This is a genomic window from Lactobacillus sp. B4015, assembly GCF_026536055.1.
Taxonomy (GTDB): domain Bacteria; phylum Bacillota; class Bacilli; order Lactobacillales; family Lactobacillaceae; genus Lactobacillus; species Lactobacillus panisapium.
In genome coordinates, this window is record NZ_JAFNOY010000009.1 from 45,651 (window position 1) to 60,122 (window position 14,472).

The 14,472-nt window shown below is 37.3% G+C and carries 9 protein-coding genes; 8 read left to right on the forward strand and 1 reads right to left on the reverse strand.

Annotated elements, in window-relative coordinates; genetic code table 11:
* Window positions 1-96 precede the first annotated feature (96 nt).
* From J3U71_RS09355 to J3U71_RS09385, 7 genes are all read left to right on the forward strand, one after another.
* Window positions 97-3,483, forward strand: a complete 3,387-nt coding sequence (locus J3U71_RS09355; RefSeq protein WP_267393912.1) for a beta-galactosidase — start codon at window positions 97-99, stop codon at window positions 3,481-3,483.
* Between the two features lie 211 nt (window positions 3,484-3,694).
* Window positions 3,695-4,414, forward strand: coding sequence for a GntR family transcriptional regulator (locus J3U71_RS09360; RefSeq protein WP_220235163.1), 720 nt, complete (start codon window positions 3,695-3,697; stop codon window positions 4,412-4,414).
* A gap of 9 nt (window positions 4,415-4,423) precedes the next feature.
* Window positions 4,424-5,587 (forward strand): SIS domain-containing protein, encoded by a 1,164-nt coding sequence (locus J3U71_RS09365; RefSeq protein ID WP_267393911.1) that lies wholly within the window; start codon window positions 4,424-4,426, stop codon window positions 5,585-5,587.
* A gap of 165 nt (window positions 5,588-5,752) precedes the next feature.
* Entirely contained in the window at window positions 5,753-6,241 is a 489-nt protein-coding gene (locus J3U71_RS09370; protein ID WP_220235165.1) for a PTS system mannose/fructose/N-acetylgalactosamine-transporter subunit IIB, read from the forward strand.
* A gap of 10 nt (window positions 6,242-6,251) precedes the next feature.
* Entirely contained in the window at window positions 6,252-7,178 is a 927-nt protein-coding gene (locus J3U71_RS09375) for a PTS mannose/fructose/sorbose/N-acetylgalactosamine transporter subunit IIC (protein ID WP_164715416.1), read from the forward strand.
* Window positions 7,165-7,983 (forward strand): PTS system mannose/fructose/sorbose family transporter subunit IID, encoded by an 819-nt coding sequence (locus J3U71_RS09380; RefSeq protein WP_103753097.1) that lies wholly within the window; start codon window positions 7,165-7,167, stop codon window positions 7,981-7,983. The genes J3U71_RS09375 and J3U71_RS09380 overlap by 14 nt, the downstream gene beginning before the upstream one ends.
* A 54-nt stretch (window positions 7,984-8,037) precedes the next feature.
* Window positions 8,038-8,439: a PTS sugar transporter subunit IIA gene (locus J3U71_RS09385; RefSeq protein WP_103753096.1), complete on the forward strand. Its 402-nt coding sequence runs from the start codon at window positions 8,038-8,040 to the stop codon at window positions 8,437-8,439.
* A 108-nt stretch (window positions 8,440-8,547) separates the two neighbouring features.
* Here the strand turns inward: J3U71_RS09385 and J3U71_RS09390 are convergent, their stop codons facing one another.
* Window positions 8,548-10,572 carry a hypothetical protein gene (locus J3U71_RS09390; RefSeq protein WP_267393910.1) on the reverse strand — a complete coding sequence of 675 codons (2,025 nt, stop codon included), beginning with the start codon at window positions 10,570-10,572 and terminating at the stop codon, window positions 8,548-8,550.
* A gap of 173 nt (window positions 10,573-10,745) precedes the next feature.
* Here J3U71_RS09390 and J3U71_RS09395 point away from each other — a divergent pair, with 173 nt between their 5' ends.
* The gene (locus tag J3U71_RS09395) at window positions 10,746-14,291 is read left to right on the forward strand and encodes a TIM-barrel domain-containing protein (RefSeq protein ID WP_267393909.1); all 3,546 of its coding nucleotides are present in this window, start codon (window positions 10,746-10,748) and stop codon (window positions 14,289-14,291) included.
* Window positions 14,292-14,472: the final 181 nt, after the last annotated feature.

Genomic DNA, 14,472 nt, shown 5'->3' on the forward strand with positions numbered 1-14,472 from the left:
AAGAGTATTAAATTATGCCATTAGATTCAAAAAATCTAATGGCATAATTAGTTTAATTTAAGATAACTAGTTATTTTAAATAGGAGAAAATAAATAATGAAAAAGCATTATAAGATTTCAAACTTTTTAGCAATACTGTTTATTCTCTGCCTTTTTAACTTAATACCAACACGAAATTTGTTGGCTGCAGAATCTGAATTGCCTCCAATAGGTCAAAAAGCTAAAGTCACCTTTGATCGTTATTCTTTAATGATAGATGGTGTCAGAACCCCAATCTATTCTGGCGAATTTGAATATTGGCGTTTACCTAGTCCTTCATTATGGCGTGATGTTATGCAAAAGATGAAGGCTGAAGGCTTCAACGCTGTCACAATTTATTTTAATTGGGGTTACCATTCACCTAAAGAAGGGGTCTATGACTTTTCTGGAGTTAGAGATGTAGACAAACTTTTAACAATTGCCGAGGAAGTTGGCATATATGTAATTGCTAGACCAGGACCTTATATTAATGCGGAAACAGATGCTGGTGGTTTTCCAGATTGGCTTTTAACTCAAAAAGGCCGCGCACGTTCATCAGATGCGGATTATACTAAAAGTTATAAAGAATGGTTAGATCATATTGATCCAATTATTGCCAAACATCAAATTACCAATGGTGGTAGTGTAATTCTGTATCAGATTGAAAATGAATATACTGGATGGCACCGTGATTCTCAGTACATGGAAGATCTAAAAAGTAAAGTAAAAGCAGACGGAATCGATGTTCCGACTTTCCATAATGATAAAAGTGGTCCGCAAGGGACCTGGGCAAATGGCAAGGGTGCACCAGATATGTATGCTTTTGACAGATATCCCGGTATTGGTAACATCGGAGCATTACCAAATACGTTTGAAGATCCTCATACAAAAGGTTGGGGAGCGAAGTCACCAATATTTTTAGCAGAACTCGGTAATGGCTGGTTCGATCCTTGGGCTGGCAGGGGTTATGATTACTGGCGAAATCAACGCGGTACTTCTTCTGAAAACATTATTAATAAGCACATTATAGGAGAAGGAGGTACAATAATAAGTTCATACATGACATATGGCGGTACTTCTTGGGGATATTTGCCTTTCCCCGGAGGTTATACTTCTTATGATTATGGTGCTGCAATCAATGAACAAAGACAGCTTGACGATAAAACAGCCCAACAAAAAAAGATTGGTTTAATGTTGCAAAGTGTCAAGCCGATAGCAAAAACAGATAGAATATCAGAGCAAGTTTCAACTAATAATGTTTTTTACATTATTGAAAGGGAAAATCCAGATAATAAAACCAAGTTCTATTTCGTTCGACATAATAAAACTAATTCAACAGGTGATGATACGTATAGCTTACCAATCAAAACCGATGAGGTTAATACTAAAGTTTCTGTTCGGATAAATGGTCAAACTTCAAAAGTAATTACTGCGAATTATAATTTTGGCAAGCAGCATCTTGTATATTCTACCAATGAGATTTTTACGCAGTTTTCAAATGATAATGAAGATACCTTGGTTGTTTATTCAGATAAGAATGATCCTAATCAAACGGTTTTGAAATATGACACAGAGCCAGAAGTAAGTGTTGAAACTGGTAAAGTAAATAAAAAGTGGGATGAAGCCAAAAAAACTTTAACTTTAACTAATCAGTATGATGGTTTAGCTAATGTTCAAATAAAGTCAAAAGGTGGTTCCTTAAGATTAATCATGGGCTCATATGAGCAAATGAACAATTTATGGCAGCAAAAGACTTCTGTTGGAACAATTCTAGTGAATGGTCCGTATTTACTTCGCAAAGCCGAAGTTCAAGGGAAAACGTTAAGTTTAAGTGGTGATACGAATTCAAACACGAATCTCGCAGTATATTGTCCAGCAGACATTAATGAAATTCGATGGAATAGTCAAAAGCTAACGATGAAAGAAGATGCCGGCTGGTTTAATACAAATATTCCAGGCGTAGATAAAGCAAAAATCAAATTACCAGAATTAAAAGATTGGCAGTATCATGATGCAAATCCAGAATCCAACCTCAATTTTGATGATTCTACCTGGCAAGTTGCTGATAAGGAATCTTCCAACAGTATAACTAAGTTTACTGGTAAAAAAGTTTTATTTGCTGATGATTACGGGTTCCATCATGGTAATGTCTGGTATCGCGGTCATTTTACATCTAATGGTCATGAAAGTAATTTAAAACTAAACGGTATTACTGGTAACTATGGTGCGTATTCAGCATGGTTGAATGGACATTTCTTGGGAAGTTGTGACTTGGAAAAGGAAGAAAGCAAAGAACAGGATTTTGGCATAGATCCTGCCTGGTTAAGAAAAAACCAAGATAATGTTGTTTCTGTCTTAGTTGCTAATATGGGGCATGATGAAGATGGGAATAATAAAGACTCACATAAAACTGCCCGGGGTCTTATAAGTGCAAATTTGCAAAGAAAAGATGGTACAGATACTGAAATTACTTGGAAATTGCAGGGCAATATAGGTGGAGAACAAGTTCTTGATTCATCACGAGGTTCATACAACCTTGGTGGGCTATACGGAGAAAGACATGGTTGGTATTTACCTGGTTTTGATGATTCAAAATGGGAAAAAGTTACTTTGCCTGATAGCAGAAAATCTGCTGGTGTAGGTTGGTATAATACGTCTTTTGACTTAAACATGCCAGAAAATTACGATGTACCAATTTCACTTGAAATTTCTGATGATACTTTTGGTACAAATGGGGCTAAATATCGGGCATATATTTATATTAATGGTTGGCTATATGGCCAATATATAAATAATGCAGGACCGCAAAAAGACTTTTATCTACCAGCTGGCTTGCTAAATGAACAGGGACATAATTTAATTTCGATAGCTGTTTGGAGTTTAGATAATCAGAGTACAAAACTAGGGAAAGTAAGTTTAATTAGCAACGGAATTTATAATTCATCTAATCAAGTTGAAAAAGTTAAAGCCGCAACGTACCAGGATATTTTTGGTAAAATCCAAGAAAATAACTCAGCTGTTAACGAAATAACTAAAGATACTTCGAATGTAAAATATTCAGAGAACAGAGAAAATAATACTAATAGCAAGTCTAAGAAGTGGCAAAGTAAGCTAAAAAGAGTTATGCATAATGCATATTTATATGATAAAAAAGGACAAAAAATCTTATCAAGTTATGTAAAAGCTGGAACTAAAGTTCTAACTTACGGAAAGGTTTTAGTGCATCGACGCAAATTTTATAGGTTAAGTCCAAACAAGTATATTGTTGCTAGCAATATTGATGGCACATTTAAGAAATTAAAACATAATGCGTATATTTATAATAGGCAGGGAAATAAAATAAGTAAAAAAATATTAAGTAAGAAAGAGAAAATTTTAATTTATGGTGGAAAAGTCTTAATTAGAAATAAAGTTTATTTTGTAATTGGTCTAAATAAGTTTGTAAAAGCAAAAAATTTTACTTAAATAAAGATTGATAGAGAAAAGAGCAAGAAATTTAATCGCACCCATAATTGATTGTGTGTTTATTTAGTTGGCTAATCTGTCCAAACTTAGTAAGAGTAATAAATTAGAACTTTTAAGGAAAATAGTTTTATTTTTAAAAACAAATTGTATTTAACCGCTTTCTTTGCTACACTCGAAGTGGTATCAACCAGTTAAAAAGGAGGAGATGTTAATGCAAAAGCCACTTTATCAGCGGGTTATTCTCGACTTAGAAAAGTTAATCAAAAAGATGAGACCCAATGAGAAGCTACCAAGTGAACGGCAATTATTGGTTAAATATCGTGTCAGTCGCAATACTATTCGATTAGCACTGCAAAACTTAGAAGAGCGAGGACTAATTTACCGACTTCATGGTAAAGGAACATTTGTCTCGAGCATTTATTTAGATCGACCGAATATTGGTGGAATTTACTCTTTTTCTGAAGAAGTTACACGAGAAGGTCAAAAAGCAACTACGCAGAATCGAAGCTTAGAATTAGTGACTCCGTCAAAAAAAATAGCTGAGCAGCTTAATCTGGCTGAAAAAGAACAGGCATATAAGCTAATTCGCTTGCGTCTTGCCAATGGCCATCCACGAATGCTTAGTACGACTTATTTACCAGAAAAACTATTTCCTAAATTGAAAATAGTAGATTTGAAAAATAAAATGCTTTATGGAGTGCTAAAAGAAAAATATAATCAGTTGTCCGTGATAGCATTTGAAGATGTCCAAGCCGTCAGTTTAAATGAGTTAGAGAGTAAATACCTAGCTGAAAAAGTTGGATCGCCTAGTTTAAAAATTTACCGAAAAACAATTAATGATAAAAATATTCCGATTGAGTTCACTATTTCTTTAGCGCGTGGAGATAAGTTTATATATCGGTCAAGACAATATAACGATTTAGCAAAATAAGGAGAAAAAATGTTTACAAAGACAGATGCAGAACTTGAAAAGATGGGTGCCAAGATTACTACCCGTGAAATTCAGCAACAGCCTGAATTATGGCAACAAACTTGGTCAATTTACCAATGTAATAAAGCCAAAATTAAGGATTTTCTTGCCAAAGTTAACGCTGAATGTGGTAAGGTACGGGTAATTTTTACAGGTGCAGGAACCAGTGCGTACGTTGGTAACACAATTATGCCTTATTTACAAAAACATGGTGATCGCAGCAAATATGATTTTACGGCAATTGATACTACTAAAATCGTGTCTACTCCAGAAGATTACCTTGAGCCGGAAACGCCTACCATTTTAGTTTCCTTTGCCCGTAGTGGTAATTCGCCAGAGTCGGTTGCGACAGTTGAATTAGCCAAAAAGCTGGTAAAAAATTTATACCAAATTGCCATTACTTGTGCTCCTGAAGGTCATTTAGCTCAAGACTTACAAGGCGATCAAACGGGGCTAGTTTTATTAATGCCGGAAAGATCACTTGACCAAGGCTTTGCCATGACGGGATCATTTTCATGTATGACTTTAGCAGCATTATTAGTCTTTGATACCCTTGGTGATAAAGAAAAAGAACAGATTATTAAGCAAATTGCTGTAATGGGCAAGAGCGTGATTGCTAGAGAAGACGAGATTGCAAAGCTTGTCAAGACAGATTTTAACAGAATTACCTATATCGGTAGTGGCTGTTTAGGTGGACTTGCTGAAGAAACCCGGTTAAAGATTTTAGAATTAACTGCTGGCGAAGTTGCTGCATTATTTGACACATCGATGGGTTTACGTCACGGTCCTAAGTCGTTTTTGGATAAAAAGACGATTGTTTTCGATTTTGTTTCCAATAATTCGTACACCAGACAATATGATTTAGATATTCTCAATGAAATTAGGGATGATCAAATCGTGCCACTGGTAATGGCAGTTGGCCAAGAAAAAGATGGTCAAGACTTTGCTGGTCAAACATTTACTTTTGCGGAAAAGAAACTCTTGCCAGATGCATATTTAGCTTTACCAGATGTCATGTTTGGTCAGACCATTGCATTATTAACTTCAATTAAAGTAAATAACAAACCAGATACACCATCGCCTACCGGAACCGTTAACCGGGTCGTTAAAGGCGTCACTATTCATAAGTTTTAGCGCCATTACTTTGTTTATATAATAAAAGCTTGTATAACATAACAATAAAGTTATTATTATTAATTTAAAAGTACAGGTTGACAAAAATTGGTTGGTACCTTACCATGTAATTGTGAAAGCGTTTTAAAAATGTTTTGATTTCCTTGAAGATATGGAGGAAGATATATGAATATTGTGGGTGCAAGAGTTGATGAACGCTTGGTTCATGGTCAAGTTGCTAATCTTTGGACACCGAAGCTGCAAGTGGAACGAATTATTGTTTTAGATGAAAAAGCGGCTAAGGATGATATCCAGAAAAGTGGTCTTAGAATGGCAACGCCAATGACGACGAGACTAAGTGTTCTACCAACAAAAATTGCTGCTGATCATTTATTAAAAAATCGTTATGGCAAGCAGAGACTATTTTTAGTTTCAAAAGAGCCAGAAAACTTTTTACAACTGCTTAATGCTGGTGTTAAATTTAACTCGCTCAATCTAGGGAATATGTCACGCAAAGAAAATACGACAGAACTGACTAAGCAGGTAAATGTCACGCCAGATGATGTTAAGATTTTTAACCAAATTGCCAATCAGGGTGTTGAGATAATCGCACAGGTGAATCCAAGTGTTGATGCAACCAATGTTATGAAACTGATTGACGAGAAGATAAAGTAGGAGGAAAAAAATGATAGCTTGGTGGCAAATATTACTGCTTACTTTGTATGCAGGCTTAGAAATTCTTGACGAATTGCAAATCTATTCATCTTTAAATACTCCTGTTGGTGCCGGCTTAATTGCTGGTCTGATTATGGGTGATTTACCTACTGGATTATTTATCGGTGCTTCAATGCAGTTAATGGTTTTAGGTGTTGGTACCTTTGGTGGTGCTTCAAGAATTGATGCAACTACTGGTACGGTCCTAGCAACTGCCTTTTCAACAACTGTTAAGGGCATGACTCCCCAAACAGCTATTTCTTCAATTGCTGTTCCTGTAGCAGCAATCATGGTAGAGCTGGACGTATTAGCAAGATTTGCTAATACTTACTTCTCTCACAGAATCGATCACTTAATTGATCAAGATAAGATTAACTATAAAGCCGTTGAAAGAAATGTCCTTTATGGTGCAATTCCGTGGTCATTATCTCGTGCGATTCCCGTTTTTATTGCCTTAGCCTTTGGTCAAGGATTAGTTCAAAGCATTGCCAATGCTTTAAATGGCGAGTTCTTATGGCTAGGTCAAGGTTTAACTGTTGCAGGTGCTACGCTTCCAGCAGTCGGTTTTGCGATTTTGCTTCGCTACTTACCAGTTAAGAAACATGTGGCTTACTTAATTCTTGGTTTTACTATTACTACCTTATTCTCAGTCCTATTTACTGGTCTGCAGACTTTAGGTACTGGTCTTGCTGCTGTTAATAAAGGCTTTACTTCCATCTTCAATGGGTTACCAATGTTAGCAATTGCAATGTTGGGCTTAGCTTTTGCAATCTTACATTACAAGAACATCTCGATTAGCAGACCTGCACCAGCAAAGAGCGCTGAAAGTGCAGGCAATGAAGAAGTAAGTTCAAGTGTTAATAATGATGAAGGAGAGATCACTGATGACGAACTCTAAACCTAAATATAAATTAACTGATGCGGACTTTAATCAGATTAACCGGAGATCATTATTCGGTTACCAGTTAGGCTGGAACTATGAACGAATGCAGAACAGTGGTTATCTGTACACGATTTTGCCGCAATTAAGAAAAATCTATGGTGACGATACCCCAGAATTAAGAGAAATGATGAAGACTCATATGCAATTCTTCAACACTTCAAACTTCTTCAATACTATTATTACTGGTATCGACCTTGCGGTTGAGGAAAATGAGGGAATTGCCGGTAAAGATACTGTTGAGAGTATGAAAGTTGGGTTGATGGGTTCATTTGCCGCTATTGGTGACTCAATCTTTGCTTCACTAATTCCAACTATTTTTGGTGCTTTGGCCGCTTCGATGGCTCATGAAGGAAACCCAATTGGTGTTATTATATGGGTTGCAGCCTGCTTGTTAATCTGTGTTTTCCGTTGGAAACAATTACATTTTGCCTATGATAAAGGTGTTTCATTGGTAACTGATATGCGGGATCGGTTAAACGCATTAACTGATTCAGCTACGGTTATGGGTGTCTTCATGGTTGGTGCATTAGTAGCAACTATGGTTAACATTAAATTTGCTTGGACACCACAAATCGGTAAGGTTTCAATGAATATTCAAAATAATCTTGATATGATTATTCCAAAACTGCTCCCAGCTGCAGTGGTTGGCTTTGTCTACTGGTTATTAGGTAAGAAAGGTATGACTTCGACTAAGGCAATTTTAATTGTTTTAGTTCTGTGCATTATCTTAGGCGGTGCTGGAATTATTGCTAAAGTCTAGCAAGCCGCTTTAACGCAGTAATGTCATGAAACGATAGTAAGAGAAAGAACTTATATGGCTGAAAAAGAATTAATACTAATTAGTCACGGAAAAATGGCAGAAGGCGTAAAAGCCAGTGCCGAATTAATAATGGGCGAACAAGAACATGTACATACAGTTTGTTTACTCCCATCCGAAGGACCAGAGGATTTCAAGCAGAAATTTGAGAATGAAATAGCAGGAATGGATATTGCTGATATTACTGTTTTCGCTGATTTGATGGGTGGAACTCCTGCAAATGTTGTTAGTAGAATGATTATGGGTGGACAAAAAATTCATTTGATTTCAGGAATGAATCTTCCACTTGTAATTGAATGGCTAAATAGTCAAATGAACGGGGTAGAATCTGACTATATCACTGCCGGGAAAGCAGGGATGGTCGATGTTACCGAAATGTTGGCTAAAATGAATAAATAAAATTACCAAAGTAAAAAAGCCTAATTCGATGAATTATCAGAGTTAGGCTTTTTATTATGTATGATTAACCAAATAAAATAGGATTAGCCTAGGGGCTAATCCTATTTTTTATTTTGAAAAGATAAGTTGAATTAACTCAAACGGTTTAAGTTCTTCGTTAATAGTTACGGAACTTCCCGTTTGCCGAAGATTGATTTGCTTGCGCGTTACTGTCGAACCATTTTTTCTAATTAAAGTGGCCTGATTATGAAGTAGCTTTTTACCAGTGTGCCAGTTAATTTCCCGGTATGAATCAGACGAAAAATTAGCTAGCCAGGCAATTTTACCATCAGCTTGCAGCAATAATTTTACATTAGGCATCTGTTCTAGGTAATCAATGGATGTGATGCTAGTAAGCATTTGTTGCAGTAACCCTTGCTTATAAGTAGAAAATTGTGCTTCCCAGCCGTGACGTGGATCTTGGTCAACTGGCAAAACAAGTAAATGATTATCGATTACGGCCATAAAATTGCCTAAGCGCTCATCAACTGAATTATAGGCAGAGGACCAAATATTAACGTTACTTTCTGGATCGTAGGTAAGTTGTAGGTAATTACCGGTATGTTGCAGCATCGTAATGCGGGGATTAATGACACCATCAACTTTCTTTCCATCTGCTTGCTCAAAGGACTGGTAGCCAGTACGGCACTTATGCCAAACTGCTTTTTGAATATGAAGTAAGTTTTCTAAGCCGCGGTCCAGCAATACTTGAATGCTTTCACCATCCAACAAGACAACATTGTCCTGCAGAAGTTGCGTAATTTGCTGATTATTAAAATTTCTAAGTAGCTGGCCGGCAATAGCGATAATTTGCTTTTGTAGTTTAGTGTCAGCACTGACTGGCAAAATTGTTGTAGCAAATCCCATGGCACCTAGTAAACTGGCCCAATTTTTTTCATGCGGTAATAATTCCGTTACATCCAAGCCACGCTTAGTTTGTAAGTTATAGCAAGAATCCTGGTCGACCAGGACCTTAATACCACGCAAGTGTTCAATTGGTAGTCTGTTTTGCAATAATTGGTTAACAAAAGGCTTGGTTTCAGCCAGCATTTCTGCGTAATGCCAGCTTTGGTTAATCCCATTACCCATCATATCAAATAGGTTTAGTAAAATTCCCTGGCTACCGATTAAAGCAGCCGTAATTATTTGAAACTGACTAAAAGTCGTTGATTTTACCATGGGTGAATACATGTAATTTTCAAGTTCAGGATAAAGTTCAGCTTTTTCTCCTAAAAAAGCAGCTGTAATTCTCGTGTACTCTTCGAAAAAACGCCCATACTGATTTGGCGCAATTTCATTATAGGCTGGTAAGTGGGGACGGGCAATTTGGGGATGGTCCTTTCCGGCTTGTGCCAAAAACAGGTTATTCCAATCACGTCCTTCTAATGCATGCCAATCAGGATAAGATGTCATCTGCGCTAAGTCTGTTTCTGGGCTTACTTGGTGAACAGCTTGTTCGAGTAAGTGTTCTGTTTCGATCATTTCAGTTCGTGCTTGATCAAGATAGATTTTCCGTTCCAAGGTCGGTGGACCTGGCTGCAGCATTTTTTTAACGAATTCACTTCTAGTTTCTTTTCGGCCAAGCTTTTTCTCATAAAGGTGCATGTGGTAGTCACAAAAGCACATTAACCCAAGTGGTGTGTGATTATAATGACGAAAATCATCTTCTAACCATAATCGTTTAGGATGAATACTTGCATATTGCGCGTATATCTCTGTTAGGTATTTTCGCCATGTTGGATCAGCCGGACAGGCCATATCGTTAGCCTTTTGGCCATTAAGATCAACAAACGTGTTAAAGCCAATTTGCGGATTAACATGATAGCCGCGATCTGAATGCATGATTGTTGTCCAAGGATTTAAGCTGGTAGTAACACCAATTGCAGCTAATTTTGCCTGCAGCGGCTTAATTGCATTAAGCCAAACCTGAGTTTCTCTTTTAGTCAAATGGCTATGATTGAGCTCTTCACCATTAATGAAAAAAGCAACATCATCAATCTGTCCCTTTTTTACAAAGTCTAATAATTGCTGGTCTTTTTCTGCTGTATTGGTACGAGGATCAAGCATATAGCGCAAAGTATAAATAAATTTCATGATTTCATTCCATCCACATAGTAAATATGTAATATATTATTTTTTATAATCAATAAATAAAAGTTAATATTTTTCGTTAAAGTATGTCATAAAATCTATACCTATTATATAATTATATAATAAAACGCTTTCCAAAAATCTAGTAATTTTAATTTTTATCAAGGAGATAGCATATGCTAGGTAAAAATAATCGATTAGGTAAACAAAAGAAAGTTAGTAAATGTATTAATCGTTGGTCTATTAGGCGGTTTAATGCGGGCGCAGCGTCTGTCATAATCACTACGGGTTTTATTGGTGCTAGTGCCTTATATTGCGGTGTAAAGACGGAAAATGTATCGGCTGCTGCTATAGAAAACATTAGTGAAAGTAGTAATTCACAATCCCCAGCTGATAAGCAGGCAATAGAAGAAAATGGCTCTGAGCAAAATTCCGTACCAGATACTGAGCAGCCGCGAGAAACAAGTAAAGGAAATGAAGTAATGCAGCAATCAATTATCAATATAGTTAAAAAAGAAAATTATTTTGAGGTTACTTATGCAAATGGCCGAGTTGCCAGACTATATGTTTTAAGCCCCAAGATGTTCCGCTATTATCTTGACCCAACTAAAAAATATGATGAGCCCGAGCAATCAGAAGCGGATTTGAACGCTAAAATGCTGGCCAAGGGTCAGGATGCTTACGGTAAAAAGGGTTTGAAAAAAACAACTGCAACTAAAAGTAGTAAGGGCTGGAAGCTTTCGACCGGTGCAATCGAGATTAATTTTGATCAAGCAGCTGGCACTATGAGTGTGACTAAGGGGAAGCGCACAATTTTACAAGAGGCTAAGCCAATCGAAATTACGGATAAGTCAAGTACACAGACTTTAAAGGATCCTGCCGGCAGTCATTATTTTGGTGGTGGTACGCAAAATGGCCGTTTTAATCTAACTGGTGACAATATTAAAATCGAAAATACAAACAATTGGGTTGATCAAGGTGTAGCATCACCTAACCCATTTTACTGGTCCTCGAATGGTTACGGCGTTTTACGTTATACCTTTAAGCCGGGACGATATGACTTTGATAGTGCAGCTGACGGTTTAGTAACGACAACGCACGATGAAAACCGTTTTGACGCAATCTACTTTTTCGATGATTCACCGTATGATTTAATCCATGACTATCAAGAATTAACCGGCTTGCCTGCCTTGACGCCAATCTATGGTTTTTATGAGGCCCATTTAAATGCTTATAATCGTGATTATTGGGTTGAAGTTACTCCTGATACCAACGGTGCAATCAAATATCCTGATGGAAAATACTATAAAGAGTATCAACCAAAGGAGTTGCCAGCAGAATACAAGGATAAAGCAATTCGTGAAACGCTAAATGGTGAGCATGGCGGCACGAGTTATCAGTTCAGTGCGCGTGCAATGCTTGACCAATATTTAGATCACGACATGCCAATTGGTTGGTTTTTGCCAAACGATGGTTACGGTGCAGGGTATGGTCAAACGGATACTTTAAAGGGAAATATTGCGAACTTGCATGACTTTATTAAATACGCTAATTCCAAGGGAATTCAGGTCGGTTTATGGACTCAACAAAACCTTTCTCCCGCAGATCCGGCTAACCCTAAGCCAGATGACCGTGATTTTGAGCAAGAAATTGCTGCTGGAGTGACCGCTCTTAAGACGGACGTAGCTTGGGTCGGCAATGGCTATTCCTTTGGTCTTAACGGTACGCAAACAGCCGCCAAAATGATCAAAAAAATTAAAGGCGACAGCTTGCGCCCATTTATTGTGACAGTTGATGGCTGGGCTGGCACCCAGAACACAGCCGCAGTTTGGACTGGTGATGAAACCGGTGGAGAATGGGAATATATTCGCTTCCAAATTCCAACCTATATCGGTGAGGGTCTGTCTGGGCAACCTAATGCAGCTTCAGATATGGACGGTATATTTGGTGGTAAAAATGCAATCATTAACACTAGAGACTATCAATGGAAAGCTTTTACACCAATTCAATTAAATATGGATGGCTGGGGCAGCAATCCGAAGAATCCGTTTGCATTTGATGATGCCACCACAGCAATTAATCGCGCTTATCTAAAGCAAAAATCAATGTTAATGCCTTACATTTATAGTATTGCGTCTGAAGCGACTTTTGCTGGAAAGCCAATGGTACGGGCGATGTTCCTTGATTATCCTACCGAACCTGCCGCATACACTGATTTGGTTAAGTACCAGTATTTGTGGGGAGACAATTTCTTAATTGCCCCAATTTATCAAAATACTGCTAGTGATCAAGCCGGAAATGATATTCGCAATGGAATTTATTTACCAGACAAGAACCAGGTTTGGATTGACTACTACACCGGTAAGCAATATCAAGGAGGTCAGGTTATTAATAATTTTGCCGCTCCAATCTGGAAACTTCCAGTCTTTGTTAAAGCAGGTGCAATTATACCGGTTGCCCCAGCGACTAATACCCCGCAAGAATATCAGTCACTAAAGAATCAGCGCCAGTTTGAAATTTATCCTAGTGGACATAGCAGTTTTACTGTGTACGAAGATGACGGCATTTCGGCCCAATATCAATCTGGTCAGCACGCCGAAACTACCATTACCAGCAACTTACAAAATACTACTTTAACTATTAATGTTGCTAAGACGAAGGGACAATATGCTGGCTTTGAACCAAATAGGACGACTGAATTTGCTGTGAAAACCACGCAAGAGCCAGCAACAATTAAGGTGAAAGCTGGCAATAAGAATATTTCTTTACGACAGGCACATGATCTGGCTGACTTTAATAAATCTAATAACGTTTATTTCCTTGATCAGAATTACAGCACTAACTCATACCTAGATAAGATGGCTGGTGCAGTGAAGCAAACTTTCTTAAGAATTAAGTTGGCTGCAACTGATGTAACTCGCAATTCACTTACAGTTTCAATTACCGGGTTTAACAAAGATACTGCTATTGTTAACCAGTTACCGGCTGAGAATGCAAATATTGCTCAACCAACTGCTTTAAAGCAAGACAATGAGGGAACAACTGAAAATGCAATCACAGTTACTTGGAATCCTGTAGTAGACAGTACAAGTTACAATTTAAAGGTAGATGGAGTTTTACATACCAATATTAAAGAAACCAAATTTACCTTACCAAATATTAGGCCAGAGTCTGCACACACATTCCAGGTTCAGGCGGTTACACCTAACGGAGCTTCCAAATGGAGCACTATTCAAACCTTCTCAGCGAAAGAAAGTATTTTGAAAAACACCGTAAAAATAACGTCAGTTAAGACTAGTTCCAACATTAAAGACACCAATATTTGGGAAGACGATCAGCCGGTTGAAAATCTTTTTGACCATGACTTAAGCACAATTGCACATTCTAATTGGTTCTCTGATGGCAACAAACAGGCGGCTACGCCAATGACGATAACCGCACAATTAGCTGAGCCGACAGATCTTGATCGTTTTGTTTATCTTCCGCGTAATGATGGTGGAACTAATGGGATTATTACGACAATTAAGATTGAAGTAAGTTTAGACGGAACTAATTGGCAAGAGGTTGGTAGTGCTTCGAATTGGGCAAAAGATAGTTCAACTAAGGAAATTAAGTTTGCGCCGGGAACCAAAGCAGCTTGGATAAGATTTATTATTCCAACTGGAGGTTCAGTTAATGAGTTTGTTTCGGGAACCGAATTCTTAATCTATAAAAAAGCCTAAAATAAATGGTTAAATGTGGAAAAATAGTTTTTACCTTTAATTTTCTAATAAAGGCTGTTAGGGAGCTGTAAACTTTTTCAAAATTGATCTCAAAGCTGAAAAGTTTTTCGTAAATCCGACCGCTTCTTTAAATGCGCTTACAATGAGTATATAATAACCGTGTGCGATTAAAGAGAATGTT